Raw genomic sequence first — 25,843 nt, forward strand, 5'->3', positions numbered from 1 at the left:
GAAGGTTGCGGCAGGGCCGGTGAAGACGGCGGTGAAAAGCAGGACACGAAGCGCAATCCCTGCTGAAATACGGAAACGCGAGATCATAGCCGCCTGTCTCCGTCCACATGCTTGAGGTGCATTGCTGTGATAGGGCCAACGACCGGCTGGTCGCGATAAACATCATATTTGCGATCAACAAAAAGGCTCGCGATGATCGCAAAACCGGCAATCATTAAACAGACAATCGTAACTCGCCACAGCAGCATAATTCCCCCGGCTTTAAAAGCGTTTGCTCTACGGGCTTGAGTTTAAGGATGCGACCTGAACTGCTCCTGAGAGCTGCATTCATCCGGCGTTCAAAAATATTGATGTTTCACTAACTTGATCGCTTCGCACTTGTGCCGGGCTGCACGGCGCTTATGTTAACCCGCATTGGAAATACGGACAAAGCCAAGAAAGCGGGAGACAGATACCCATGGCTGAGCAGACAAAACCCATTGAGCTTTATTATTGGCCTACCCCGAATGGCTTCAAAATCAGCATCATGCTGGAGGAACTAGGCGTTCCTTACGAAGTCAAATATGTGAACATCGGTAAGGGCGATCAATTCCAACCGGACTTTCTCAAAATTGCACCCAATAACCGTATGCCAGCGATTATCGACCCGGAAGGGCCGGGCGGCGAGCCGATCTCGGTTTTTGAATCAGGCGCAATTCTTCAGTATCTCGGCCGGAAGTTTGGAAAGTTCTATCCAAGGGATGAACGCAAGCGTGTCGCCGTTGATGAATGGCTGATGTGGCAAATGGGTGGACTTGGTCCCATGTCGGGTCAGGCCGGGCACTTCCGCGTTTATGCGCCGGAAAAGGTGCAATATGGCATTGATCGCTACACCAATGAGGTCAACCGTCTTTATGGTGTCCTGAATCGTCAACTCGAAGGCAAAGACTATATTGCAGGCGAATATTCTATCGCTGACATGGCCAGCATTGGTTGGATCAACGCGTACAAAAACTATGATCAGCAGCTGGAGGATTTCCCTAACCTCAAGCGCTGGTATGAAACCATGAATGCACGACCTGCCGTTCAGCGTGGTCTCTTGGTTGGCAAGGAAGAGCGCGAAAAGTCTAACCTCGCCAATGACAAGGAAGCGCAGAAAATCCTTTTTGGCCAGAAGGCGCGCTAATTCGCTTTGGTCAGAAATGCTTGAAAGAAAGGCGGCTTAGAAGCCGCCTTTCTTATTTTATTCGCTTACTGCCGTGCGAGGCTTTCACTCTTGCAGATCAAGCCGCCCATGACGCAGCCCGAAAGTGAGAGAGTGTTTCCCTTGACACTGGCCTTGCCTGTGTAAGTCTTGCCTTCGTCTAGCTTGTTGACTTCGCCCTTGTAGCTGCCGTCCTTGCCAGACATTGTGCCAATCGACTTGCCCTTATATTCGCCGGTCTGCACTGTGCCGCAATATTTACCGCCGCCGCAAGCTGCGTAGCTGATAATCGTACCATTCGGGCGTTTCCAAGTACCGACAATTGCTTCTTCAGCAAATGCTGGTGCGGCTAAGCCTGCCGTCAGTGCTACGGCGGCGGTCATTCCCATAATAAAAGTGCGGATCATGCATTCCTCCCAAAATGCCGCAAAGCTCTCTATTTTCAGCTCTGCAGAAAACTTACGCAAACGTAAACGTAATCGAGTTTGGTCCGAAGCGGAAGAGGGATAATTGGTGGCTTCGAATTCGCCGATAATCACTTTCTCAACAAAGCCAATCGATGCCATGGTTATCATCTGGTTTCCAAGCACTGTGGATGAAAAAGCGGCAATTTCGGAAAAACGCTGCAATTCGCGAAGCTTGGATGTTTAACAAAATCCCAAATTTACTCCTTGTTGGGATTTCGTTGTCGCGTTGTTAAGCATCTGGTTTAACGTGCATTTTAATCCTGTCGCCTATCTTAAAGACCATGAACGGAACGACAGATCCGACGGTTCCGGGCCGGTGAAAGCCAGTCACGGAAACAAAGAGCGGACGGTTCTCGGGATTTAACAGGGACAACGAAAATGACACAGTTTCAGAGCGTTATACAGCACGACAAGGCAGGTTCTCAGGATCGTATCCTGCTGGAGATGGGTTTGAAATACGCCATCGGCCGCGACTGCGAAATTGATGTCGTCGAAGCACACAAGTGGCTTAACATTGCAGCAATCCGTGGCAACCAGAAAGCCGAACGTATGCGCAATCAGGTTGCAGCGACGATGAGCAAGAGCGAGCTGGCAGCGGCACTGCGTGGTGCACGCGAGTGGATGACTTCGCACTGAACTACGGAATGTAGAAAACAAAAAGCCGCCCAATGAGGCGGCTTTTTGTTCAGCTGATCCCGAGATAGCGCCCCGGTTTGTGGTTGATTGCGATGATAACGTTCATCGCAATCGCACCCACAAGCGACAGAAGCATGTTTTCCCACGGGATGAAAAACAGCGATCCGAGCATGATGATAATGTCGAGCGCGAGCTGAAACCAACCAGCGCGAATGCCATAGGCATCCTGCAAGTAAAGCGCGAGAATATTGACGCCGCCCACGCCGGAACGATGGCGGAAAAGTGCCAGAACGCCCATGCCCATAAGTGTGCCGCCCATAAGCGCTGCAAAGAGCGGATTGATTGAGCTGAAATCAACACATAAAGGAATGAGTTTGGCAAAGAGAGATAGAAGTGCGACGGCGATGAACGTTCTGATCGTAAATGGCCAGCCCATCCGCTTTGCAGCAAAATAGTAGAACGGCAGATTGATCACGAAATAAAGCAAGCCAAATCCGATGCCGGTGGCATACTGGATAAGCAACGCGATACCTGCCGTACTGCCTGTCATAAGCGTCGCTTGACTATAAAGCGTAATGCCCAACGCAATGAATGAAGTGCCAATCAACATGGCGATTGCATCTTCATAAAGGCGATGACGATCGACCCCCAGTGTGCTGGTCACATCGACAAGCGGGGAGGCGCTATCTGCGATATCGGTCACATTTAACTCCAGAACTGCGAAAACCGGAAATTCGGACAAGATTACTCAAAGGGCCGGAGCAATGATCCGTCATTTGAGTGTATGCATATTCCCGCTGATCCGATGGATAATGTGCCACGCGCCAGCGCCAAGTCTTGGGAGACCTCGCAAATATAGCATCGCGGATGCCCGACGGCACTGCTAGCAATATTGTTATTTTGAACGTCGCATTTTTATTTTAGCTCAGCTTTGAACGTTCATTTTTTCGGATTATTTCGTTGCGAGTTTCACTGAGAAATTGCTCTACATCCTTGTGACTGCGTAGATGATGCTTTTTCAGATGCGAAGGGGCGCTTTCCAGAAAAGATTTTGCCAGAATACGCCCGTTTTTGCGGTAATTAGCCACAAACTTTAGGAATTCCCAATCAAAGCGCTCGTCACAGCCTTCCGCCATATCAGGACGGGATTGACCGTAATGGCGAAGTGTTCTGCGCAGGACGCGCCAAAGGCGTGTTGGGGTTGAGATATCCAGAAAAATAATCATGTCGGCGCGTGCTGCGCGATGCGCCATTGTTTCGCTGTGATTGCCTTCAAATATCCATTCATCGTGATCCGCAACCTCATCGCTCAGAAGGCCGATTTCGTCCCGAGAGCGCATTGTCCAATTGGGTAGCCAATAGATGGTGTCGATATGGATAACTGGTAATTTGGTGATTGCACCAAGCGAACGGGCGAGGGTGGACTTTCCCGAACCTGCGCCACCAATGATCATGATCCTTTTTATCATCTGGGCAAGCTCCGGATTTTAACTGTGTTGCAATAAAGCTGAGACAAGATCATGGAATTACTGTATATTTACTTCGCGTCATTCAAATTTACGTAACGACTAAAGAATGACGGTTAGAATTTTTGTATTGTAGACAGTGGTAATATTAAGAGAGTGATTGACAGTCAACTTGTCTGGCATCAAGCTTGGTGGTGAAGACAAATTTACAAGGTGTGAAGACCGGCAAAGCAGGCCGGATATTCTGAATAGATCGCTTTGAGCGGTCAGCGCTAATCCGAATGCAACAAAATCAATAGTCCGTATCCGATAGGGAGCGACGAGATGTCTATTCGTACCATTACAGCCTTTGCTGGTACCGCAATCATTCTAGGCGCATCTGCCTTTGCTTTTTCATCTCCTGCAAGCGCGTTGACGATGAAAGAATGTAGCGCGAAATATCAGGCCGCCAAAGATGCTGGCACGCTTGGCGATGTAAAGTGGAACGACTTCCGCAAAGCCCAGTGTGGTGATGATGCAGCTGCAGCTGCAGCTGCAGCTCCGGCTGCTCCAGCAGCTCCAGCAGCTCCCGCAAAGAAAGCTGCCGCACCGGCGAAAAGTGCAGCGACGACAGCTGCAGATGATGCCAAAGGTCTTACCATGAAGCAGTGCAGTGCCAAATATCAGGCGGCAAAAGATGCCGGTACTGACGGCGGTGCCAAATGGAATGACTTCCGTAAAGCGGAATGTGGTCCAGGTGCTGATGCTGTAGCACTCACCACGGATGGCAATTCTGAACCTGCTGCTCCAACAGTAGCGGCACCAAAGGGTGTCAAATTCCCAACGGCTGTTTCGGCAAAATACTCTAGCGAATCTGCTGGCAAGGCACGTATGCACACCTGCCTTGAGCAGTATCACACTCTGAAAGACGCCAATGCACTTGGTGGTTTGAAGTGGGTTCAGAAGGGCGGCGGTTATTACAGCCTCTGCAATGCACGCCTCAAGGGCAATTCATAAACCCAAATCTGAGACGGCTTATAAGTCGGTTTGAACTTAACCCGTTTTGGAGAGAGGGCCTTGCAGATTTGCAAGGCCTTTTTTTCTGGTTAAGTTTCCGCATTATAAAATCAGGTTTTCTTGAACCAACTGCTGATACCGACCACGAGCCAGCCAAGAATCATCAGGCTTCCGCCTGTAGGCGCTGCCATTGGGAAGAGTCTGTTACTGGTCATGTCACGCATAAACAGATCTCCGCAAAACAAGACCAAACCGACCACCAGTAATGCCCCGCCAATATTCGCTACACGACTGTTCGGCACGATCAGCGATAAAACAAGCAGAGCTGGAGCATGACCCAGAAGCATTGGTGCGATAGTGCCAAGATGGTTGTCCCCGCCATGAGCCGCACCTGCATAAGAAGCAATTGCCAGAGCTCCGCACAGACCAGCGAGTGTGCCAAACAGAGCACTGGGAGGCTGATTATTCCGTAGGATCGACATGAAGTTTCTCCACTATCAGGCAGTTTTATAAGCGTTTCGAGCGGCAGCTAGCGCATCAGGCAAGGCTATCTCAAACTTATCCAGTTGTGCTTTCACACCGACGCTCACACGAATACAGCGATCAAGAACAGGTGCGCCGGGCTTTCGAACGAAAATATCTCGCTCAATCAAACCATTGAGAACGGAAGTGGCAAAGGCGCCATCGTGGCAACAATCAATTGTGACGAAATTCGTTGCAGAGGGAATCGGCTTCAGCCCATTCAGCTCGGCTATTTTTGCGATTCTATTGCGTCCAGCATGGATTTGTTCGACCACGTCGCGCAAATATGCTTGGTCCTTTAATGCTGCGATTGCAGCAGCCTGTGCAATTCGATTAACCGCAAAATGATCACGAATCTTGTCGAATGATTTGATTGCACTTGCGCAGCCAAGAACATAGCCGACCCTAATTCCGGCGAGTCCATAAGCTTTTGAAAAAGTGCGCATACGTAGAATATTGGGACGTTCCAACTCAAATGGTGGGAAGGCAGATGCTGGCCCCGTCTCGCAATAGGCTTCGTCGAGAATCAACATCGTCGTTTCAGGCACTCGCTCTATGAAGGCCTGAATGTCTGATCCCTCGTGCCACGTACCCATCGGGTTGTCTGGATTCGCGATGTAAAGCAGCGCAGGGTTTTCAGTGCGTGCTTTGTCGATAAGCGCATCAAGATCAGGTTTGTCGTCGCGATAAGGAACTGTCAGTAGAGTGCCACCGAAGCCTGCAACGTGATAATTGAACGTTGGATAGCCGCCCAAAGAGTTGATGACCTTGTTACCTTGCTGAACATACTGCCTGACAACAAGTCCCAGCAAAGCATCAACACCTGCACCGGGCATGACATTCTCTGGCTTCACGCCATGGTGCGCTGCGATAGCATGGCGTAACGCATAATTTTCTGGATCACCATATTTCCAGACTTCGGATGTCTCTTGCTTCATGGCTTCAATGACAGATGGGGCAGGCCCGAAGCTGCTTTCATTAGCACCGATTCGGGCAACGAAAGGTTTTCCGCGCTGTAGCTCCAGTGTTTCAGGGCCTATGAACGGGACAGTGGAGGGAAGGCTTTCAACAAGCGGCGTAAGACGAGGCGATGCCATTGTGTTTCCGGTCAACTTGGTCTGGTGGATGAGGCAGCAGAACCGAAGGTGATGTCAATTCACCGTCAATTATTTGCTCGGGCGTTCGATAAAAGATCAAGCAGGAATAGCAATTTGTGTCGGGTCTTGCCACATCACGAATTGGGGAAATTCAATAATGAAGTTAAAGTCGCATCGGATATGCCGCAACGCATCAAATCGGCGTCCGATACGGAATAACCCCCACGCATATTCTGATAGCGACAGCCTCAGGTTTTTCAAAGGCAGTTATGTAAATCCTGATTATTGATCCTTTTGAAGAAACTACCCGTTAAGAGGCGAATCAGCACGACGTCCGACACAAGGCGTGCTTTGGAAAGCTGAATCTTGGGCTTCAATTCAGGTGGGAATCAGTATTCAGCGTCATGCCAGAGTGAATCTGCGCATCTCGAGTTTTGTCGAATTGCGCGACACACATACCCTAACTTACTTCAAACGAGCGGATTTCGCGCAAACTCGCGAAACCAAGTCATTATTCAATATTCTCGTTATCGAATTTCGAGAACTTTCACGCAAGAATCGAGATCATGAGTAGCGAGATGAGCATAACGCATCGTCATTTGTAATGTCTGATGGCCGAGCCACATCTGTACGCGGCGAATATCGATTCCACCTCGGACAAGGCGAGACGCGCAGGTGTGTCGCAGGATATGCGGTACCACCTGATCATCGGTTCCAAGTCCGACTTCGATTTTTGCATCATTCCAAATCTGGCGGAATCGTACCTGATTGAGCATGGAGAAGGGGCCTTTAAGCCGCTCATGCGCAATATCCGTAGACTTTCTCGCTCGTTTTGTAAGCGGAACCGTTCTGCTGCGGTTCGACTTCGTTAACCAGAACGTAACGCGATGCTCCTGAATGTCATTCCAGGTGAGCCCAATGGCTTCGCCTAAGCGGCAACCTGTATCGACAAGGAAAATACTGAGGCGATAACTGTCCTCGCAACGTGCTTTAACCGCCGCAAACAAGCGCTTTTCTTCCTCATATTCGAGGAATCGAATCCGTCCCGCACGTTCTTTCTGTCGGACAAACTCCGGCAGATTATAGATGTCCCCCATCTTATGCGCCTTTCGCAGCAGCTTGCTCAGCGCAGCCATCTTTCTATTGATGGTTGCATTGCTGTTGCCGCGTTCACGAAGCGAACCTATGACGGAGTCGAGCATTTCCTGATCAAATCCTGAAAAGCGCACGCCTTTCAGAATCTCATCAATTTCACCAAGGAACGATTTCACATTATACTTGTGTGAGCCGTCATCCCAAAGGATGTTGATATACTTTCCAGCCAGTTCAGCGAGCGAAAATTGCTCTACGAGCCTGTGATTCTGGCTTCTGACGGATGTGTATTCAAGGTTGTAGTCGATGACCGGCGAATAAGCTTCGCCTCCATCGATCCTCGTGCCCCCAACGACGATCATAGCAAGTCCCCCATTTTTTTATGGGAAGCATGCATAGAGAAATAATTCATCGAGTACAAGATAAGTGAGCTAACTTTATGTGGAGACATGTTTTGATCCTCTAATAGAACCTCTCGCCCCCAATTTGTTCGTCCCCGCAACTCCCCCATTTCAAATTCCGTCGAGATCCCCATCGCGAAAGAATTTTGTTCACGTTTTTGTGAACGCTCCCCAAATGACGACGCCAACGGTTTCCCGTTGGCGTCAGATGCTCAAGCGTAGTTCAGATTAGAACGAACGCTGGAAGCGGATGATGCCGCCGAATGCATCCTTGTTTGCGATGTCGCCAGCCAGACGAGCTGGATGGTCGCTATCCCAACGGGTGTAGTTGATTTCTGGAGTAATGGTGAAGCCAGGAACCAGCTGATAGGCAACGTTTGCTGCGATTGCGGTCTTGCCCCAATCTTCGTAAGCACCCTGAAGATTGAAGGTTGCCTTGTCGGTAGCCTTGAACTTTGCACCGCCCCAGACAGCCCAATCGCCGCCCCAGTTGCCGTACATGCCGTAGTTACCTTCATACGAAGAATAGCCGCCCTGTACCCAGACCGAGAACTGTTCGGTCACGTTTACGTCCAAACGAACCTTGCCGGCCCATTCTTCGAGGTTTGCGTCGTAAGCAGCAACACCAGCGATCGAGCCCCAACCCTGAGCGTACTTCAGACCACCAACAACGTGTGGCATGTAGTCATCAATACGGTTTGAGAACTCAACGGTTTCAATATCGCCATCGCCATCGAAATCGCCGTCGATCTGATAGCCGTCGCCACCCTGTTCAAGCGACAACACAGCCGAGAAGCCGTTGCCACCGGTGAAGGTGTAGCTGATCAGGTTGGTGCGATAGACGCCAGCAGCAACCACGTCATCGTTGATGATGTCGCCGAGGTAACCAGTGAAGGTGTGGAACGCCGATTCATCGAGACCCATGCGCAGGCCGCCGAGCTGAATGTATGCGAAGTTCAGCGTGTGGCTGCCCTGTTCACCGTTCGTGAAGTTGAAGCGGTTTTCAGTGTAGGTCTTGAGTGTACCGAGTTCGGTTTCGGTCGCAGTCGACGTGCGGAGCGTGAAACGCGTGTTTTTGTTCCAGGTTTTTGCGTCGTAGCCATTGTAGGCATCGCGGCCAGCAGCTGCGTCATAACGAACATAACCATGGATGCGCAGGCAAGTTTCGGTGCCTGGGATGTAGAAGTAGCCAGCGCCGTAAGCATCGCAAACGCGGACATATTCAACGGCTTCTGGCTCTGGCGCGACGATTGCGTCTGCTGCCTGAGCGCCGGAAGCTGCAACGAGAGCTGCAGCGGAGCCGAGAAGAAGGCTCTTGATGTTCATTTCTGACCTCCAGTCAAGAATCGACAAGAAGTCAAAAAAGCACATAACTTCAATAGCTTGATCTTTTTGAATGCAAAGGCATGAAAAAGTCAGGTGCTGGCATCCAACGATGCCAAAACTTACTGCGTGGCAAAAAGTGGCAAAAATTGCGCGCCTAACGAAGGGGAAACAGGTGCTCTAAGGAGGAAATCATCATCTTGATGATAGTGGCGGAGAGGATGGGATTCGAACCCACGAGACCCTTATGAGGTCTACTCCCTTAGCAGGGGAGCGCCTTCGACCACTCGGCCACCTCTCCGGTAAGGGCGAGATAGCCGGTACGGTGGATCATTTCAAGCGATTTGAGCGCGTAACGTCAAAATTCTCAGTATATTTTGGACTTTTATATATAGGGGGGTGTGAATAAGCCGGAATCGCGGGCTTCAAAGCCTGTGAAAAGCAGCTTTCTGAGGCGCCTTAGCATGGAGAGATTCGCCACCTCTTCTCTATTATTCGACAGCGCCACGCCATAAAGCTTCTTCCAACGCCACATTTGGATATCCGTTCAGCGGATTCGCGGCGCTATTCACAGCCCAGACTCAAAAAATACGTGTTTTCAATCGTTAAGACCGGTTAACCGGCGTTTACATACGTTAACAAAGTCTAAAATCACGGCTCCAAAGGGGGCAATTTCGTGTCATTTCTGCAACAACCGTCCCTCATAGAAGCTCAACAAAGCTTGGGAGCGATATTCGATGTTGAAACGAAAAAGTTGGCGAGTATCTTCACATCCAGAAGAAGGAGCGCTTCGGGGCGACTTTTTCATCAGGGGATGGGGACAGGTTGTCCTTCAGCCAAATCAGAATGCCCAGACCCATTTTTAACTTTGACTGGAGGTCAGAAATGAACATCAAGAGCCTTCTCCTCGGCTCCGCTGCAGCTCTGGTTGCAGCTTCCGGCGCTCAGGCTGCCGACGCAATCGTCGCACCAGAGCCAGAAGCAGTTGAATATGTCCGCGTTTGCGATGCTTACGGCGCTGGCTACTTCTACATCCCAGGCACCGAAACCTGCCTGCGCGTTCACGGCTACGTTCGTTACGACGTAGGTGGCGGCGATGACGTATATGCACGTACCCGTGCAGGCGTTGATCGTGACACCTATGCTCAGAAGGCACGTTTCACGCTTCGTTTCTCGACCGCTTCGGAAACCGAACTCGGCACCCTGAAGACGTTTGCTGAAACCCGCTACGACTGGAACAACGGCGACAACGGTTCGTCCGGCGATCTGCGTTATGCATACATTCAGCTCGGCGGCCTGCGTCTTGGTCTCGATGAGTCGAACTTCGTAACCTTCACTGGTTACCTCGACGACGTGATCCTCGCTGGCGGCTACCGCACCAACGCAATCAGCTACACCTTCACCGGTGGCAACGGCTTCTCGGCTGTTATCGCTGTTGAACAGGGCAACAACAAAGACATCGACTTCAACGGCGTTATCGACGACTACACGCCACATGTTGTTGGTGGCCTGAAGTACGCTCAGGGCTGGGGTTCGATCGCTGGTGTTGCTGCTTACGACGCAGTTAACGAAGAATGGGCCGGTAAGGTTCGTTTGGACGTAAACGTAACCGACCAGTTCTCGGTTTGGGTACAGGGCGGCTACAAGTCGAACAACGACCATTACGCAATCACTGGCTACCGCGATGCAGCTGATGCAAACAGCTGGTACGGCGTTCGTGCAATCGACAGCTTCTACGGCACCTGGGGTGGCGATTGGGCTGTTTGGGGCGGCGCAAAGTTCAAGGCAACCGAAAAGGCTACCTTCAACGTACAGCTCGCTTATGAAGACGCAAAGACCTTCGCAGCTACTGCAAACGTAGCTTACGAACTGGTTCCAGGCTTCACCATCACTCCAGAAGTTTCGTACACCAAGTGGGACGACCGTCGTTCCGAACTTAAGGGTGACGACGCTTGGCAGGGTATGGTCCGCTTCCAGCGTTCGTTCTAATCCTTACGGATTGGTTACAGGAAACCCGGCAGCTTAGCTGCCGGGTTTTTTGTTATGTTCATTTCTAAAGTGCGGCATATGTCTTGCTTTTTTGCGCTTGGCAGTCTCTCTGGAGTTAGTCGGTAACGATAGAATTGGCTGCGGAGTAATGGGCATATGATGAAATGGTTTTGGCCAGGCGTAACATGGACAGCGGCGCTCACATCGCTCGCACTTTGGTTCGGCGCCGAACGGGTCGAAACTGACATTGCCGAACGTACGGGGCACGCGCTTTCACCCTATGCCTGGACAGGTTTTGATGTTGATGGTCGTGATGTTGTACTGAAGGGTATGGCTCCAGACCCGGAATCCCAACAGCTTGCCGTTAAGGCTCTGCAGGAAGTCGATGGTATTGGTGATCTCTCCGATCTCACGACGGTTCTCCAAGAAGCCAGTCCTTATGTATTTAAACTTACTAAAAACAATGAAGGCATAGTTCTGTCGGGCTTCATTCCAGATAATGGAATGCGTGATTCTATAATGAGTGCAGCAGAGTCGGCGGGCGATACCAATCTCGTCGACGATCAGATGGCGTTAGCGCGAGGGGCTCCACCTGAGTTTCAAGATCGCGTACTTTTAGCTATTGATCTCGCGAAGAAAATGGCTGGATCCGATATTGAAATCTCGGACGGTACAATAACGATCAAGGGGCACGCACTGAATGACGCAGCCTATGACGAGTTGACCGCTCTATTGAAAGCCCCTCTGCCGCTCGGTTTGAAGCTATCGAGTTCGGAAATTGCTCGGCCTTGATATCTTTTTACGTCTAGCGGCTTTCTTCCCCTGTTTCTTAGAAGATCCCAATTGACACAAGGCCTTTCGCTCCCTTTCCTATGTATATCGAAGGGGTGCTTCGGATTGGATGATAGGCGGAATTTGGATGCTTTATCTTGCGGGAATGTTCTGGCCGGTTCTCTTGTTGTCGCTTGTGATAGGTATTGCAGTGGGATGGTTGACCGCTGCAAAGTGACTGGTCACAGAGTAGGGCGGCAAGGGAATGAATGGCCGATTTGTGCGGGGTATTTTTGATTGACTGCAGTGACTGGGGTCACGCGCAGATGCGTAGAGTATGAGGGAACCTAAATATGCCGATGTTGATCATCCAACTGGCGATTCTAATTGCGGTTGCCTTTGTGATTGGCTGCGTTTTGGGACGTCTCTTTAGAGGCAAGAAAAGTACCGCTAATGATAAGGAAGATACGATCATAGCGGCGGCTCTCTCTTCGCCAGCAATCGACGAAAAGCCTGAGCCGCTTGCGCCGTCAGAAGCTGAAGTGGTTGGCGGGCAGGAAACCGAGCCGGTTATTGAAGCTGAGGCACAGGCAACAAACGCTTCAGAAGAAGAAGTCACTCCGCCAGAAGCGGAAAGCGTTGTTGCCCACGAACAAGCCTTAGTTGAAGAAGCTGTTGCGGTCGTCGAAGACCCTGATCGTCCAGAATTGCTGGATGCACCAATACGTGGAAAGCCGGATAATCTGACGGCAATTAACGGAGTTGGGAAAGCCGTAGAAGGAATGCTGCAGCAGCTTGGGGTGTTTCATTATGCGCAAATCGCACAGTGGAGCACTGACGAAGCAGCTTGGATCGAACGCCGCATTGGTTTCGCCGGACGCGTTTCGCGTGAAGGTTGGATCGTTCAAGCGGGGAAACTTGTTGAAACTTCCCCAAGTGGCACGTCCAAGCGAGGCTCTAAAGCAAAGAAAGCTGCACCAAAAGCCAAGGCTGCGCCGCGTACAAAGAAGACACAGGCTTGAGATTGGAAATCTAAACTTTCCGACTAGGCCGACTCAACGTCGGCCATAAATCAGGTCAGTTCGGATATCGGCGCTGCCGGTGAGGCGAGCTTTATAAACCTCATAGTTTTCCATCACACGCTGTACATAGTTTCGCGTTTCGGAAAACGGAATTCGCTCGATCCAATCGACAACTTCTTCAATCGGTTTACCGCGCGGATCGCCATATTTTGCAACCCAATCGGATGCACGACGAGGGCCAGCATTATAACCGGCAAAAGTCAGCACATAGGATCCGTTGAAGCGATCGAGCTGTTCGCCCAGAAAATGCGCGCCCAGTGTCGCATTATAAGCGGCGTCGGTTGTGAGCTTCGGTGCAGAGAAAGCCATCCCATTGCGTGTCGCAACGCTTCTCGCCGTTTCTGGCATCAATTGTAACAGACCGCGCGCACCAGCTTTCGAAACTGCACTGATGTTGAATTCGCTTTCCTGACGCGCGATCGCATAGGCAAGCGCTTTGCCAGAGCCGCTGATATTTGCATGTGCTGGAATGGCGCCAATCGGATGCGATAGCGCACCGACATCCAATCCACGGAATGCAGCAGCTTTACCAACACGCAGAGCCAGATAATGGTTCTCGTTTTTCTCTGCCATCACAGCGAGAAGGGCGAGTTCACCAACGCTACCGAGCTCTTGTGAGAGCTGCGTATAAAGTGAGGTTGCGCGATTTCCATAACCAATCTGCTCAAGACGCTTGATCGCCTGCACAGCAGGGCGACCAGAGAAACGCACACGCTCGGCATCAGTTGGTCTCGGATACGCAAGCTCTGGCGCCTTCTCATTGAGCTTTGCGGCGGAAAGCTGACCATAGAACGTGGTGCCGAAATGTGCCGAACGTCGATAGTAGCACTGTGCATCACCGCCAGCGCCAGCTTCTGATGCGCGACCCAACCAGTAATAGGCACGGGAAGCGGAAATTGGCCGGGATGAAATCTCTGCAATCTTGGCAAAATGCGGGGCCGCAAGCTTTGGCTGCTTGAGTGCACGCAATGCATACCAACCCGCATGAAACTCGGCTTCGGCTGCCATCGTGGGCGATTCGGCAGCATGTGCTGCTGCAAGTCGATAGGCGAGCTGAGGCTTGTTAATATCGAGAAGTTCGCGCGATAGAATGCGTCGCTCTACCCACCACGCGTCTGGATCAACGAGCGATGCAGCATCTTTTGGCGCTTTCAGCATCAGGTCTGTTGCTTCGCTGAAGCGATCTGCACGCCGCAGAAAACGAATCTGCAGGAACATATAGGCAGGGTTTGAGTGCCAAGACCGATCAACATCGGCGATGGCTTTTGCCGTATTCGGCGATTTTTGCGCAAGCGCTGCGTAAGCGTTATAAAGTGATTGCGCCTGTGCGGGGCCAGATAGAAGTTTGGCCGACTGCATGCGATCATTATAAAGCGAGCGCAGAAGACGACGCTGATGGTCGTCTCGGCTCAGAACGCTGCCAAATTCCTTCAGAATTTTCGCTTCATCGTCTGCAGAAAGACGCTCTGTTGCCCACCATGGCGCTAGCAACTGGCGCGCCTTGGTACTGTTTCCGGTAGCTACATAGGCGCGTGCAAGAACAATCATGCCATCAGTTGTCTGAGGACGTGTTGTACCAAATGTCGCAATGACCGTTGAAGCCGAAGCGTTTTCTTTTGCAAGTGCGCGTTCTGAGTTACGGCGTAAGGCCGACATGCCTGGCCAGCCTGGCAACTCTGATGCTGCCATTGCGATCTCAGCGCTAGGAACGCCGTCCAATCCGGATGTCGCGATCGACCATGTCAGAATCTGGCGATCAAGCGAGCCCTTGGGCATTCCATTGCGGTAGGCAATTGCCCCCGTAATGTCCCGGGAATAAAGCGCATCGAGACCGCTTTTTAGCGTTCCGCCAATTGCTGCAGGGTTTTCTACGCGACTAAAGGAGGAGGTAATAACCGGGTCTGGTGCCGCAGCAGGACGAGGCTTAGGGGTAACCAGATTGATTGGCGATTCATGTGTAGCGGTTGACGCAAAGGGGCGTGCCAGCGGCGTGGGAACCTCCGTTGGCAAAGATGATTGGGCATATGCAGCCCCCATTTGCCCTGCAAGAAGCGAGGCAGCAATAATCAAACCGCCCGAAAAGAGCGCTCTTTGCTTTAATGGCATATCTATATTTTTCTTACACATGATCTAACGAGAATAGAGTGCCCGATTGCAGGCAAAATATTGTTCAAATCGGGCTTTTATAAGCCTGATCCACGGAGTGGCTGTCTGCTGTAAGACTATGATCTCGATGCATGAAGCATTGGTTAATAAAGAGTTATGTTTTTCTCTTGTCGGTTTTGCCCCATAAAGGCATATCTTATGATGATGCTTTGATCAGTTTGGAGCAAACATTCACTGAGAAATTTTCGTAAAACTGTCATTTGCACGCTGATTTGGGCGGGCCCCCCGCTTGCCGGATTTGCCCTGCGAGACTATGGTGCATCGCCTCGCAACTGTTCTGGCATATAGGAAAGCCAGCTTGGTATTGCCGGGTTACGTCTCTATTTCTCAGGAGTTCACTGATGCTGAAAGGCTCGATTACTGCACTTGTCACGCCATTCGATAGTGAAGGAGCGTTCGACGAGAAAGCCTTTCGTGACTTCGTTAACTGGCAGATTGAAGAGGGGACCAAAGGTCTCGTTCCTGTCGGTACGACCGGTGAAACGCCTACGCTTTCCCATGACGAACATAAGCGTGTCATCGAGGTTTGCATCGAAGTTGCTGCAGGCCGCGTGCCTGTCATCGCCGGTGCCGGTTCTAACAACACTGTTGAAGCCATCGAGCTTGCGCAGCACGCCGAAAAGGCAGGTGCTGATGCAGTTCTCGTAGTGACGCCTTATTATAACAAGCCGAACCAGCGTGGTCTCTATGAGCATTTCTCGCGTGTGGCCCGTTCGATCTCTATTCCGCTCGTGATCTACAATATTCCGGGCCGCTCGATAATCGATATGACACCGGAAACCATGGGTGCTCTGGTTCGCGACCATAAAAATATTGTGGGCGTGAAGGACGCAACCGGCAAGATCGAACGCGTTTCGGAACAGCGGGCAACTTGCGGCAAAGAATTCATCCAGCTTTCGGGCGAGGATGCCACTGCTCTGGGCTTCAATGCGCATGGCGGCGTAGGCTGTATTTCGGTGACGTCTAACATTGCTCCTCGTCTTTGTGCGGAATTCCAGGCTGCTTGTCTGGCTGGTGATTATGCGAAGGCGCTGGAATTGCAGGATCGCCTGATGCCGCTGCACAAAGCATTATTCATAGAGCCAAATCCGTCGGGTCCGAAATATGCGCTTTCTCGTTTGGGTCGCATTGAAAATGTTCTGCGTTCGCCAATGGTTACGATCGAGGCAGCAACGGCTGAAAAGATCGATCAGGCTATGAAACACGCCGGTCTTGTCAACTAAGGCTGGTATTTTTGCCCGGTTGATGGATTTTTACGCTCTCGCTAGTGCGGGAGCGTTTTCATTTCCGGGAATGAGCATTATATGGTGCCATTATGAATAAGCCGAAAAACTCTCCCGCCCGCAAAATGGTCGCTGAAAACCGTAAAGCGCGCTACAATTTCGAGATTACCGATACGCTCGAAGCTGGTCTGGTTCTGACTGGCACCGAGGTTAAGTCCTTGCGCGCCAATCAGGCCAATATTGCTGAAAGCTATGCCAGCTTTGAGAATGGTGAATTCTGGCTGATCAATTCGTATATTCCTGAATATACGCAGGGTAATCGCTTCAACCATGAGCCGCGCCGCTTGCGTAAGCTGCTGATAAGCCGCCGCGAGATGTCGCGGATTTTTAACTCCGTATCACGCGAAGGCATGACCGTCGTTCCGTTGAAGCTTTACTTCAATGATCGTGGTCGTGCAAAGCTAGAAATTGGAGTGGCACGCGGTAAAAAGAATCACGACAAGCGCGAGACTGAAAAGCAGCGCGACTGGAACCGCGAGAAATCGCGTTTGCTGCGTGATCGGGGCTGACCAGCTCGAAGGTCTTTATAGCATTTCCGGCAAAAGTGCGAAGCGGTTTTGCTGCGGATAATGTGAAAAACAAAAAGTTACAGCGGTTCCAACGATTCATTTTTAACTGGATCGCTGTAAAAACAAAGAGCGCCACTTAGGCGCTCTTTTCGTTTGTAAACAATTTGGCAGCTCGAGATTTAGGAGCTGTTGTCAGTCGATATCAATAATCGTCGTCGAGATCGTCATCCTGACGGCGCTGCTGCTGTGGGCGCTCGGAAGGATCACGGCCGATTTCGGCTTTCAGTGATACGAGGTCGATGAAGTGATCGGCCTGGCGACGCAATTCATCGGAAATCATTGCTGGCTGCGTGGTCAGAGTGGAAACCACGGAAACCTTGCGGCCCTTGCGCTGCAATGCTTCGACGAGAGAACGGAAATCGCCATCGCCCGAGAAAATGACAAAATGATCGACGGTATCGGTGAGCTGCATGGCATCGACTGTCAGTTCGATATCCATATTGCCTTTGACTTTGCGTCGGCCCGTTGAATCTGTAAATTCTTTAGCGGCCTTTGTCACGACCTTATAACCGTTGTAATCAAGCCAGTCGATCAGTGGACGGATCGATGAGTATTCCTGATCTTCAACCAGAGCGGTGTAATAATAGGCGCGGAGCAAATAGCCCCGTTTCTGGAAGGCTTTCAAAAGTTTACGGTAATCGATATCGAAACCGAGGGTTTTTGAAGCTGCATATAAATTGGCGCCGTCAATAAAAAGCGCAATCTTTTCACGAGAATCGAACATCGTGTAATATATCCACTCTACGGTCGGAAGGGAGTGGGCCTGCGACCGCTTATTCAGATTTGTTTCTTAAACGGCGGGTGGTATTCATTTTTACCAATGCGTTTATTGCGTTCTAAGGACATATTATAGAAAAACAAGCAACCTAGGATTGTTATTTGTGCAAACTAAATTACTATTACGTGAATTTTGCACATTGCAACCGATAATAGCACGATTTCTATTGTTCCGATTTGAACCAAGACGCGTATTTGTCATACAGATTTATCAAGAGACACATTTGTCATACAGATTAACAAAGAATAACGAGTTCATCGTTGTTGTATGAAGGTTATCGCTACGCATTTGCGCTTTTGCTTGTAATTTCGACGCATAAGCGTTATGTGCTGGGAAAATTCCGATAAGTTTTAAGAGATGAAAGGGACCGCCTATGGCCCGCGTCACCGTTGAGGACTGCGTAGATAAGGTCGAGAACCGTTTTGAGCTGGTTCTTTTGGCCGGTCACCGTGCGCGCCAGATTTCCCAGGGCGCACAGATCACGATCGACCGTGATAACGATAAGAATCCTGTTGTTGCTCTGCGCGAGATTGCTGACGAAACGCTGTCGCCAGACGACCTGAAGGAAGATCTCATCCATTCGCTGCAGAAGCATGTCGAGGTTGATGAGCCAGAAGCTGCTGCTCCAGCTCAGATCACCGATGCATCAGACGCACTGGCCGAAGGCATTTCCGAAGCTGCAGAAGACGATGTTGTTTCCTTCGATCGTATGTCGGAAGAAGAGTTGCTGGCTGGTATTGAAGGCCTCGTTGCTCCTGAAAAGAACGACGACTTCTAATAGCCTTTCAGACTACCGTATTTTACATGCGCTGTAGCCCGGCAAGGCTGCAGCGCATGTTTTTATCTTCTTGAACGAGATGGCTAAAAAAGCCCATCACGCAGTAATTCACGCGAGTTTGAGTAGGGTTTCGACGAGAAATTAAGGCTGTTTGTAAAAAACAGGTTCAGAAGCTCGCAAAATATTCTATTTTTTAGCGATATCTGGAGCTTTTCTAACAAAACTGCGAAGTGGTTTTGCGTAGGGTAGCGCGGAAAAGTTAAGAGAGAGCGGCTCAAAGGATTCTGTTTAATGGGAACCGCTCTGATCTGAATAGTTGTTGTTTCGTATGTGACTGTGGGGAGTTTCTGTAGATGATGCGCCAATATGAGCTTGTAGAGCGTGTTCAGCGATACAAGCCTGACGTCAATGAGGCGCTTCTCAATAAGGCATATGTTTATGCCATGCAGAAGCACGGCAGTCAGAAGCGCGCATCAGGCGATCCTTACTTTTCCCATCCGCTCGAAGTCGCAGCCATCCTCACCGACATGCATCTGGATGAAGCAACCATCGCGATTGCTCTCTTGCATGATACGATTGAAGACACGACCGCGACCCGACAGGAAATTGATCAGCTTTTTGGTCCTGAAATCGGCAAGCTCGTCGAAGGTCTGACAAAGCTTAAAAAGCTTGATCTTGTTTCCAAGAAAGCGGTGCAAGCTGAAAACCTTCGCAAGCTGTTGCTGGCGATCTCGGAAGACGTACGTGTTCTTCTGGTGAAGCTCGCCGACCGTTTGCACAATATGCGCACGCTTGGGGTGATGCGCGAAGACAAGCGCCTGCGCATTGCAGAAGAAACCATGGACATCTATGCGCCGCTTGCTGGCCGCATGGGTATGCAGGACACGCGTGAAGAACTTGAAGAGCTGGCGTTCCGCTATATCAATCCGGATGCCTGGCGTGCGGTTACAGATCGGCTTGCTGAACTTCTTGAAAAAAACCGCGGTCTCTTGCAGAAGATCGAAGAAGATCTTTCTGAGATCTTCCAGAAGAACGGCATCAAGGCGAGTGTCAAAAGTCGCCAGAAGAAGCCTTGGTCGGTTTTCCGCAAGATGGAAACCAAAGGCCTTTCTTTCGAGCAGCTATCCGATATTTTCGGCTTCCGCGTTATGGTCGAGTCCACACAGGACTGCTACCGCGCGCTCGGTTTGATTCACACGACCTGGTCGATGGTCCCAGGTCGGTTTAAAGATTATATTTCGACGCCCAAGCAAAACGATTATCGCTCGATTCATACAACGATTATCGGCCCGTCGCGTCAGCGTATCGAACTGCAGATCCGTACCCGCGTCATGGACGAGATTGCAGAATTCGGTGTGGCCGCCCATTCGATCTACAAGGATCGTGGTAGCGCCAACAATCCGCATCAGATTTCGACTGAAACCAACGCTTATGCTTGGTTGCGTCAGACAATTGAACAGTTGTCCGAAGGCGATAACCCGGAAGAGTTTCTAGAACATACAAAGCTTGAGCTGTTTCAGGATCAGGTTTTCTGCTTCACGCCGAAGGGCCGCCTGATTGCGCTGCCGCGTGGGGCGACACCAATCGATTTTGCCTATGCGGTCCATACCGATATTGGCGACAGCTGTGTGGGCGCCAAGGTCAACGGTCGTATCATGCCGCTGATGACGGAACTTAAGAATGGCGACGAAGTGGATATCATCCGCTCCAAGGCGCAGGTGCCCCCAGCAGCATGGGAGTCGCTCGTTGCAACAGGTAAGGCGCGTGCTGCGATCCGCCGCGCAACACGTTCTGCTGTTCGCAAGCAATATTCCGGCCTTGGCATGCGCATTCTCGAGCGGGCTTTTGAGCGTGCCGGAAAAGCCTTCAGCAAGGATATCCTCAAGCCTGGTTTGCCGCGTCTTGCACGCAAAGAGGTTGAAGATGTTCTGGCGGCTGTGGGACGGGGCGAATTGCCGTCGACTGATGTGGTGAAGGCGGTTTATCCAGACTATCAGGATACGCGCGTTACTTCGCAGAACAGCCCGGCAAAAACTGGTGAAAAGGGCTGGTTTAACATTCAGAACGCAGCTGGCATGATCTTCAAGGTGCCGGAAGGTTCTGAAGGTGCCGAAGAACCCGCTGCGATCGGCGAAAAGCCGAAGCGCAAAGCTGTGCCGATCCGTGGCACCAATTCCGATCTGCCAGTGCGTTTCGCGCCGGAAGGTGCTGTGCCGGGTGATCGTATTGTTGGTATCATGCAACCAGGCGCCGGTATCACGATCTACCCGATCCAGTCGCCTGCATTGACGGCCTATGACGACCAGCCGGAGCGCTGGATCGACGTGCGCTGGGATATTGATGAAGGGATGCATGAACGCTTCCCTGCGCGCATCAGCGTATCTGCAATCAACTCGCCGGGCTCGCTGGCTGAGATTGCGCAGATCGTTGCTGCCAACGACGCCAATATTCACAATCTCTCAATGGTGCGGACTGCACCGGACTTTACTGAAATGATAATTGACGTTGAAGTGTGGGACCTAAAGCACCTCAACCGCATCATTTCCCAGCTAAAAGAAAGCGCAAGCGTTAGTGGCGCAAAGCGTGTGAACGGGTAGGACAAATATGAAAACCGAAGATGTGCTTGCCGTCTTCCGCGAAGCGGGAGCGATCCTTGAAGGCCACTTTATTCTCACTTCCGGTCTGCGTAGCCCGGTCTTCTTGCAGAAAGCACGCGTTTTCATGCATGCGGATAAGACCGAGAAGCTTTGCAAGGCGCTGGCAGAAAAGATCAAGGCCGCTGATCTCGGCAAGATTGACTATGTCGTAGGCCCTGCAATCGGTGGTCTTATCCCTTCATACGAAACTTCACGCCATCTTGGCGTCCCATCGGTTTGGGTTGAGCGTGAAAATGGCGTTTTCCGCCTGCGCCGTTTCGATGTGCCAAAAGGTGCACGCGTTGTGATCGTGGAAGACATCGTCACGACAGGTCTTTCGATTCGCGAAACTATCGATTGCATGAAGGATATTGGCATCGAAGTGGTTGCTGCTGCATGCATCGTCGATCGTTCAGCGGGTAAGGCTGATGTCGGAACGAAGTTGATTGCCCTCGCGGAATACGAAGTACCAGCCTATTCCCCAGATAACCTGCCGCCGGAACTCGCTGCAATCCCAGCGATTAAGCCAGGAAGCCGTAATATTTAAGCGATTTCGACTATATTATTGATTTTGCTCAAGGCTGTTTCCACCCTGCGGCGAAATTGCGCTTTGCGGTATTCATCTAGTACCCTTAATTTAGGGGGAAGGGCACGCCCATGCCCATCCCCCTATCTAGGAATTTGTCGTGGCTGTTGCGCCTCTTATATTCGACTCAAAATCCCCTTATCGTGCTCCCTGTGGAGTGTGCGTGGATTGCGACGTGCGTCGTATGGCGGTTTGCTCTGCGCTTGATGACGGTGATCTTGGCGCGCTTGAAGCGATTATGACCTCCAAGAAGCTCGATGCAAACGAGATGTTGGTGGAAGAGGGCGATCCAAAGCGCCGCGTTTTCAGCCTAACATCGGGTATGTTGCGCATCTATACATCGCTGCCGGACGGTCGCCGCCAGATTGCGGGCTTTCTTGTTCCGGGTGACTATCTTGGTTTGGCCGACGATGACGTCTACTCGCAATCGGCAGAAGCAGTTGTTCCGTCTGTGCTTTGTGCCTTTTCCACCAAGGAAATGGACAGTCTGATGGAGCGGTTTCCAAGGCTGAAAGAACGCCTCCACCAAATGACTCGCGAAGCATTGCGCACCGCGCGTGATAATCAGCTCGTGTTGGGGCGTCTTGCACCGGTGGAAAAGCTAGCAAGCTTCCTTTTGGTTTTAGGCGCACGCACGGAAAAGCGTGGCGGAAAGCCTAATCTTGTTCATCTGTCGATGAACCGCACTGACATCGCGGATTATCTTGGCCTGACGATTGAAACCGTTAGCAGGAGCTTCACAAAGCTCAAGACCCAGGGGCTTATCCAGTTACTGGACGCCAACACGGTCGAGATATTGTCTCGCCGCTCGCTTGCTGCGGTTGCCGGAATGGACCCTGACGCCGCATAATTTCATTTACAGTAATCCCAATATTTTTGTTTTGAATTCGTTGATTCAAATCAATGAACTTTGCCGCAGCCACCATTACACCTGACCGTAGAGGATGATGCAGCACATTGCAGTGCTGCTCGATCATACGAGGTGAACAGGTGTCGTTGTGGCTGGCAATTACAATATCGGCTGTCATGTGTGCGGGATTCCTTGCCGCCTCATGCCGACTTGCCCGGCAGAATGCCCGTCTTCGTCCAGTGCGCGTAAAGGTGAGAGGCTCTCACCGGATCGTCAGGAGCGGGGAGTGGAACCATCATGCATGAAGCCGCGATAAGACGATATGCGGCGCTTGCCGTTCCCCGCTATACATCGTTCCCAACTGCTGTGGATTTCACGCCTATCACACCTGACAGCACAAAGCGCTGGCTGCGTCAGATCGGTCCGGAAGAAAGCGTCTCGCTTTATATCCATGTGCCGTACTGCAAAGAGATCTGCCACTATTGCGGTTGTCATTCCAAGATGGCGATCCGCGAAGACGTCATCGAAAATTTCGTCGTAGCTCTGTTGAGCGAGATTGAAACTGTAAGCGCAAGTCTGACGGCTTGTCCGCAAGTCGTGCATCTGCATTGGGGCGGGGGCACCCCTTCTATTCTGCATGCCACGCAGTTCAAGCGTATCATGGCGGCTCTTCGCCTGTCGTTTGATTTCCATCCGGACATGGAACACGCCATTGAGCTTGATCCACGCACGGTCAATCCAATTCTGGCAAAGACCTTGTCGTTGATGGGCGTGAACCGTGCAAGCCTTGGTGTTCAGGATGTGGATGCTGATGTGCAGAAAGCAATTGGTCGCGTTCAGCCGATTGAAACGGTTATTCGTGCGGCAACTCTGCTGCGAGAAGTCGGCATAGATAAGCTAAACTTTGACCTTATCTATGGTCTGCCGCTGCAAACGATTGAGACGCTGCGTGAGACCTGCAAGCGGGTCGCTGAGCTTAAGCCTGATCGCGTTGCCTGCTTCGGTTATGCACACCTGCCGCAGCGTCGTGCCAATCAGCGGTTGATCGACGAGGACAGCCTGCCGGATGCCGACGAGCGTTTTGCGCAGGCAAGCACAGTTGCGGATAGTTTCATCGGCTTCGGCTATCAACCTGTTGGCATTGATCATTTCGCTCTACCTGACGACGCACTCGCTATTGCTGCGCGTGAAGGAGCGCTGCATCGCAACTTCCAGGGCTACACGACGGATCGCTGCCATACACTGATCGGCTTTGGGCCGTCATCGATTTCACAATATCCGGGTGGATACGCGCAGAATATTTCCGATGTTGGACAATATAGCAAGCGGGCAGTAGCGGGCGATCTTGCAACCGTGCGTGGTTATACAATGCGCGATACGGATCGCGTGCGGGCAGGGATCATTACCGCCCTCATGTGCAACTTCCGTGTCGATCTGAATCATGCCGCGCCGGATATGGAATTTTCCGATGAGATGGCACTGCTTCGTCCGCTGGTCGCTGATGGGCTGGTCGAGGTGGATAACGGGATAATTACTGCGACTGAAGATGGCAAGCCACTCATCCGCTTGGTGGCGGCAACATTCGACGAGTTTCGCAGGGAAAGTATGCACGGCTTCAGTTTCGCCGTGTAGCCAGAGCTACAATTTGCGCATTGCTGAAATATCATTCGCAATGTGCGCCAGAGCAAAGAAGTAGGGTGGTTTTCACTCTATTTTAGAGCTGCCGCTGCACCGGGCCGTCAAAAGGTCAGTGGCATTAGGGGCACCGTTCGTTGGGGGATGAACGGTGCCCCACTATTTTCAAACCATAAGCTGGTTTGGCTTATCGTGCCTTTTCCATCTTAGGGAGGAAGATCGTCAACAGGCCGAGAAGCGGAAGATACGAGCAGATCTGATAGACGAACTCGATGCTTGTGCGGTCGGCGACGATGCCGAGCGCTGCTGCTGCAATACCCGCAATGCCGAATGCGAGGCCGAAGAACAGGCCTGAAACCATGCCCACACGTCCCGGAAGCAGTTCTTGTGCGAACACGATGATGGCAGGGAAGGCAGATGCCAGCACGAAACCGATGATCACGGTGAGAACAGCTGTTACTTCAAGGTTTGCATAAGGCAAGGCGAGAGTGAAAGGAACGATACCGAGGATCGATACCCAGATCACAGTGCGCGTACCGATCTTGTCGCCGATAGGACCTCCGACGATCGTACCTGCTGCAACTGCACCGAGGAACACGAACAGCAGCAACTGCGATGCCTGTACGGTCACGCCGAAATGACTGATCGTATAGAAGGTGTAGTAGCTCGTAAGGCTGGCCATATAGACGTATTTGGTGAAGATCAGCATGGCGAGCACGGAGATCGACGCAATAACCTTCTTACGTGGCAGCGGCAGGGTTTTGTCGGGCTTTGGCTTGCTCTTATTGGCAAGATTATGCTGGTTGTACCAATTGCCAACATACCACAACAGAGCCATGCCGATCAGGGCTGCTATAGAGAACCACGACACGCTGGCTTGACCAAACGGCAGCACGATGAAAGCTGCAAGCAGCGGTCCAATCGATGAGCCGAAATTACCGCCTACCTGAAACAGCGACTGTGCAAAGCCGTGGCGGCCACCCGATGCAAGACGTGCAACGCGCGCGGCTTCCGGATGAAATACCGAAGAGCCGAAGCCGATGAAGGCCGCACCCAAAAGCAGGACCGAATAATGATGAGCCGTTGCAAGCAGGATCAGGCCGATCAGCGTGCAACCCATGCCGAAGGGTAGCGAGTAAGGCATCGGACGACGGTCGGTATAGATGCCGACGATCGGCTGTAGGATCGAAGCCGTTACCTGAAATGTGAAGGTTAGCAAGCCGATCTGCCAGAAAGACAGGCTGTAGTTGTCCTTGAGCATCGGATAGATGGCCGGAAGGAGCGACTGCATCATGTCGTTCAGGAAGTGGCCCATACTCGTGGCCAGAATAATGGCGAGAACCGTATTGTTCGCGCTACTGCTTGTTGGCTGCTCGGCAGCACTCATGCTCATAGTCCTACTCCGAAGATAATTTGGAACGGGATTTTCCCGCAAAGTGGTGAGGTCGGTCCGGAAACCCAATTCGTACGTTTACGAATATTTCTAACCTGACCATTTCATAATCATATTGTTTCGCGCCTGCTTTCGTGATTTGGT

The 25,843-nt window shown here is 51.4% G+C and carries 23 protein-coding genes and 1 tRNA gene; 13 read left to right on the forward strand and 11 right to left on the reverse strand.

Features of this window, described 5'->3' with window-relative positions:
• Nucleotides 1-457 precede the first annotated feature (457 nt).
• Nucleotides 458-1,165, forward strand: a complete 708-nt coding sequence (locus tag ABWV94_RS01015; protein ID WP_113498225.1) for a glutathione binding-like protein — start codon at nt 458-460, stop codon at nt 1,163-1,165.
• Nucleotides 1,166-1,230: 65 nt separating this feature from the next.
• On the opposite strand, the gene ABWV94_RS01020 is transcribed toward ABWV94_RS01015, so the two are convergent.
• Nucleotides 1,231-1,590, reverse strand: a complete 360-nt coding sequence (locus ABWV94_RS01020; protein ID WP_007874241.1) for a DUF2147 domain-containing protein — start codon at nt 1,588-1,590, stop codon at nt 1,231-1,233.
• Between the two features lie 438 nt (nt 1,591-2,028).
• Here ABWV94_RS01020 and ABWV94_RS01025 point away from each other — a divergent pair, with 438 nt between their 5' ends.
• Nucleotides 2,029-2,286: a sel1 repeat family protein gene (locus tag ABWV94_RS01025; protein ID WP_064320365.1), complete on the forward strand. Its 258-nt coding sequence runs from the start codon at nt 2,029-2,031 to the stop codon at nt 2,284-2,286.
• A 49-nt stretch (nt 2,287-2,335) separates the two neighbouring features.
• On the opposite strand, the gene ABWV94_RS01030 is transcribed toward ABWV94_RS01025, so the two are convergent.
• Nucleotides 2,336-2,989, reverse strand: a complete 654-nt coding sequence (locus ABWV94_RS01030) for a YitT family protein (RefSeq protein ID WP_112805180.1) — start codon at nt 2,987-2,989, stop codon at nt 2,336-2,338.
• Between the two features lie 217 nt (nt 2,990-3,206).
• Entirely contained in the window at nt 3,207-3,755 is a 549-nt protein-coding gene (locus ABWV94_RS01035; protein ID WP_113498223.1) for a P-loop NTPase family protein, read from the reverse strand.
• A 321-nt stretch (nt 3,756-4,076) separates the two neighbouring features.
• On the opposite strand from ABWV94_RS01035, the gene ABWV94_RS01040 reads away from it, so the two are divergent.
• Nucleotides 4,077-4,748 carry an antifreeze protein gene (locus ABWV94_RS01040; protein WP_353412477.1) on the forward strand — a complete coding sequence of 224 codons (672 nt, stop codon included), beginning with the start codon at nt 4,077-4,079 and terminating at the stop codon, nt 4,746-4,748.
• A 110-nt stretch (nt 4,749-4,858) separates the two neighbouring features.
• Here the strand turns inward: ABWV94_RS01040 and ABWV94_RS01045 are convergent, their stop codons facing one another.
• The 5 genes from ABWV94_RS01045 to ABWV94_RS01065 all read right to left on the reverse strand — a co-directional run bounded on the left by ABWV94_RS01045 (nt 4,859) and on the right by ABWV94_RS01065 (nt 9,484).
• Nucleotides 4,859-5,230, reverse strand: a complete 372-nt coding sequence (locus ABWV94_RS01045) for a DUF423 domain-containing protein (RefSeq protein WP_113485068.1) — start codon at nt 5,228-5,230, stop codon at nt 4,859-4,861.
• A gap of 15 nt (nt 5,231-5,245) precedes the next feature.
• Nucleotides 5,246-6,367, reverse strand: a complete 1,122-nt coding sequence (locus ABWV94_RS01050; protein ID WP_113485069.1) for a pyridoxal phosphate-dependent aminotransferase — start codon at nt 6,365-6,367, stop codon at nt 5,246-5,248.
• Nucleotides 6,368-6,894: 527 nt separating this feature from the next.
• Nucleotides 6,895-7,821 carry a tyrosine-type recombinase/integrase gene (locus ABWV94_RS01055; protein WP_007874253.1) on the reverse strand — a complete coding sequence of 309 codons (927 nt, stop codon included), beginning with the start codon at nt 7,819-7,821 and terminating at the stop codon, nt 6,895-6,897.
• 267 nt (nt 7,822-8,088) lie between these two features.
• On the reverse strand, nt 8,089-9,186 hold the full coding sequence (locus ABWV94_RS01060; protein WP_007874255.1) for a porin: 1,098 nt from the start codon (nt 9,184-9,186) through the stop codon (nt 8,089-8,091).
• Nucleotides 9,187-9,393: 207 nt separating this feature from the next.
• A tRNA-Ser gene (locus ABWV94_RS01065) sits at nt 9,394-9,484 on the reverse strand.
• A 584-nt stretch (nt 9,485-10,068) separates the two neighbouring features.
• Between ABWV94_RS01065 and ABWV94_RS01070 the strand changes: the two genes are divergently transcribed.
• From ABWV94_RS01070 to ABWV94_RS01080, 3 genes are all read left to right on the forward strand, one after another.
• The gene (locus ABWV94_RS01070) at nt 10,069-11,172 is read left to right on the forward strand and encodes a porin (protein WP_353412480.1); all 1,104 of its coding nucleotides are present in this window, start codon (nt 10,069-10,071) and stop codon (nt 11,170-11,172) included.
• Nucleotides 11,173-11,328: 156 nt separating this feature from the next.
• Nucleotides 11,329-11,964: a BON domain-containing protein gene (locus ABWV94_RS01075; RefSeq protein WP_079211687.1), complete on the forward strand. Its 636-nt coding sequence runs from the start codon at nt 11,329-11,331 to the stop codon at nt 11,962-11,964.
• 332 nt (nt 11,965-12,296) lie between these two features.
• Nucleotides 12,297-12,965: a helix-hairpin-helix domain-containing protein gene (locus ABWV94_RS01080; protein WP_113498219.1), complete on the forward strand. Its 669-nt coding sequence runs from the start codon at nt 12,297-12,299 to the stop codon at nt 12,963-12,965.
• A 33-nt stretch (nt 12,966-12,998) separates the two neighbouring features.
• Here ABWV94_RS01080 and ABWV94_RS01085 read toward each other — a convergent pair whose 3' ends face one another.
• Entirely contained in the window at nt 12,999-15,062 is a 2,064-nt protein-coding gene (locus ABWV94_RS01085) for a lytic transglycosylase domain-containing protein (RefSeq protein WP_113498416.1), read from the reverse strand.
• A 470-nt stretch (nt 15,063-15,532) separates the two neighbouring features.
• Here ABWV94_RS01085 and dapA point away from each other — a divergent pair, with 470 nt between their 5' ends.
• Complete coding sequence (gene dapA, locus ABWV94_RS01090) at nt 15,533-16,414, forward strand: 4-hydroxy-tetrahydrodipicolinate synthase (RefSeq protein WP_007874261.1); 882 nt, start codon at nt 15,533-15,535, stop codon at nt 16,412-16,414.
• Nucleotides 16,415-16,506: 92 nt separating this feature from the next.
• Nucleotides 16,507-16,983: an SsrA-binding protein SmpB gene (gene smpB / locus ABWV94_RS01095; RefSeq protein ID WP_024897322.1), complete on the forward strand. Its 477-nt coding sequence runs from the start codon at nt 16,507-16,509 to the stop codon at nt 16,981-16,983.
• Nucleotides 16,984-17,185: 202 nt separating this feature from the next.
• On the opposite strand, the gene ABWV94_RS01100 is transcribed toward smpB, so the two are convergent.
• Nucleotides 17,186-17,767 carry a LabA-like NYN domain-containing protein gene (locus ABWV94_RS01100; protein ID WP_064320375.1) on the reverse strand — a complete coding sequence of 194 codons (582 nt, stop codon included), beginning with the start codon at nt 17,765-17,767 and terminating at the stop codon, nt 17,186-17,188.
• A 427-nt stretch (nt 17,768-18,194) separates the two neighbouring features.
• Between ABWV94_RS01100 and rpoZ the strand changes: the two genes are divergently transcribed.
• The 5 genes from rpoZ (at nt 18,195) to hemN (ending at nt 24,303) form a co-directional block, all read left to right on the forward strand.
• On the forward strand, nt 18,195-18,599 hold the full coding sequence (gene rpoZ / locus ABWV94_RS01105) for a DNA-directed RNA polymerase subunit omega (RefSeq protein WP_007874272.1): 405 nt from the start codon (nt 18,195-18,197) through the stop codon (nt 18,597-18,599).
• Nucleotides 18,600-18,952: 353 nt separating this feature from the next.
• Nucleotides 18,953-21,196 (forward strand): RelA/SpoT family protein, encoded by a 2,244-nt coding sequence (locus ABWV94_RS01110; RefSeq protein ID WP_064320376.1) that lies wholly within the window; start codon nt 18,953-18,955, stop codon nt 21,194-21,196.
• A 7-nt stretch (nt 21,197-21,203) separates the two neighbouring features.
• Nucleotides 21,204-21,782 carry an orotate phosphoribosyltransferase gene (pyrE, locus tag ABWV94_RS01115; protein ID WP_113498215.1) on the forward strand — a complete coding sequence of 193 codons (579 nt, stop codon included), beginning with the start codon at nt 21,204-21,206 and terminating at the stop codon, nt 21,780-21,782.
• Between the two features lie 223 nt (nt 21,783-22,005).
• A complete protein-coding gene (locus ABWV94_RS01120) occupies nt 22,006-22,671 on the forward strand; it encodes a helix-turn-helix domain-containing protein (protein WP_153223320.1) in 666 nt (221 codons plus the stop codon).
• Nucleotides 22,672-22,968: 297 nt separating this feature from the next.
• Nucleotides 22,969-24,303, forward strand: a complete 1,335-nt coding sequence (gene hemN / locus ABWV94_RS01125) for an oxygen-independent coproporphyrinogen III oxidase (protein ID WP_113498213.1) — start codon at nt 22,969-22,971, stop codon at nt 24,301-24,303.
• A gap of 190 nt (nt 24,304-24,493) precedes the next feature.
• Here hemN and ABWV94_RS01130 read toward each other — a convergent pair whose 3' ends face one another.
• A complete protein-coding gene (locus ABWV94_RS01130) occupies nt 24,494-25,699 on the reverse strand; it encodes an MFS transporter (RefSeq protein ID WP_007874284.1) in 1,206 nt (401 codons plus the stop codon).
• Nucleotides 25,700-25,843: the final 144 nt, after the last annotated feature.

This window comes from Brucella sp. NBRC 12953 (genome assembly GCF_040369775.1).
Taxonomy (GTDB): domain Bacteria; phylum Pseudomonadota; class Alphaproteobacteria; order Rhizobiales; family Rhizobiaceae; genus Brucella; species Brucella pseudogrignonensis.

Excerpts from the sequence above, each read along its gene's own strand:
- ABWV94_RS01120 (WP_153223320.1), top strand. The coding sequence starts at position 22,006 with ATGGCGGTTTGCTCTGCGCTTGATGACGGTGATCTTGGCGCGCTTGAA.
- ABWV94_RS01060 (WP_007874255.1), bottom strand. The coding sequence starts at position 9,186 with ATGAACATCAAGAGCCTTCTTCTCGGCTCCGCTGCAGCTCTCGTTGCA.
- dapA (WP_007874261.1), top strand. The coding sequence starts at position 15,533 with ATGCTGAAAGGCTCGATTACTGCACTTGTCACGCCATTCGATAGTGAA.
- hemN (WP_113498213.1), top strand. The coding sequence starts at position 22,969 with ATGCATGAAGCCGCGATAAGACGATATGCGGCGCTTGCCGTTCCCCGC.
- ABWV94_RS01055 (WP_007874253.1), bottom strand. The coding sequence starts at position 7,821 with ATGATCGTCGTTGGGGGCACGAGGATCGATGGAGGCGAAGCTTATTCG.
- ABWV94_RS01025 (WP_064320365.1), top strand. The coding sequence starts at position 2,029 with ATGACACAGTTTCAGAGCGTTATACAGCACGACAAGGCAGGTTCTCAG.
- ABWV94_RS01045 (WP_113485068.1), bottom strand. The coding sequence starts at position 5,230 with ATGTCGATCCTACGGAATAATCAGCCTCCCAGTGCTCTGTTTGGCACA.
- ABWV94_RS01110 (WP_064320376.1), top strand. The coding sequence starts at position 18,953 with ATGATGCGCCAATATGAGCTTGTAGAGCGTGTTCAGCGATACAAGCCT.
- ABWV94_RS01070 (WP_353412480.1), top strand. The coding sequence starts at position 10,069 with ATGAACATCAAGAGCCTTCTCCTCGGCTCCGCTGCAGCTCTGGTTGCA.
- ABWV94_RS01040 (WP_353412477.1), top strand. The coding sequence starts at position 4,077 with ATGTCTATTCGTACCATTACAGCCTTTGCTGGTACCGCAATCATTCTA.
- ABWV94_RS01100 (WP_064320375.1), bottom strand. The coding sequence starts at position 17,767 with ATGTTCGATTCTCGTGAAAAGATTGCGCTTTTTATTGACGGCGCCAAT.
- ABWV94_RS01035 (WP_113498223.1), bottom strand. The coding sequence starts at position 3,755 with ATGATAAAAAGGATCATGATCATTGGTGGCGCAGGTTCGGGAAAGTCC.
- ABWV94_RS01015 (WP_113498225.1), top strand. The coding sequence starts at position 458 with ATGGCTGAGCAGACAAAACCCATTGAGCTTTATTATTGGCCTACCCCG.
- ABWV94_RS01020 (WP_007874241.1), bottom strand. The coding sequence starts at position 1,590 with ATGATCCGCACTTTTATTATGGGAATGACCGCCGCCGTAGCACTGACG.
- ABWV94_RS01085 (WP_113498416.1), bottom strand. The coding sequence starts at position 15,062 with ATGGGGGCTGCATATGCCCAATCATCTTTGCCAACGGAGGTTCCCACG.
- pyrE (WP_113498215.1), top strand. The coding sequence starts at position 21,204 with ATGAAAACCGAAGATGTGCTTGCCGTCTTCCGCGAAGCGGGAGCGATC.
- ABWV94_RS01050 (WP_113485069.1), bottom strand. The coding sequence starts at position 6,367 with ATGGCATCGCCTCGTCTTACGCCGCTTGTTGAAAGCCTTCCCTCCACT.
- ABWV94_RS01075 (WP_079211687.1), top strand. The coding sequence starts at position 11,329 with ATGATGAAATGGTTTTGGCCAGGCGTAACATGGACAGCGGCGCTCACA.
- ABWV94_RS01130 (WP_007874284.1), bottom strand. The coding sequence starts at position 25,699 with ATGAGCATGAGTGCTGCCGAGCAGCCAACAAGCAGTAGCGCGAACAAT.
- smpB (WP_024897322.1), top strand. The coding sequence starts at position 16,507 with ATGAATAAGCCGAAAAACTCTCCCGCCCGCAAAATGGTCGCTGAAAAC.
- rpoZ (WP_007874272.1), top strand. The coding sequence starts at position 18,195 with ATGGCCCGCGTCACCGTTGAGGACTGCGTAGATAAGGTCGAGAACCGT.
- ABWV94_RS01080 (WP_113498219.1), top strand. The coding sequence starts at position 12,297 with ATGCCGATGTTGATCATCCAACTGGCGATTCTAATTGCGGTTGCCTTT.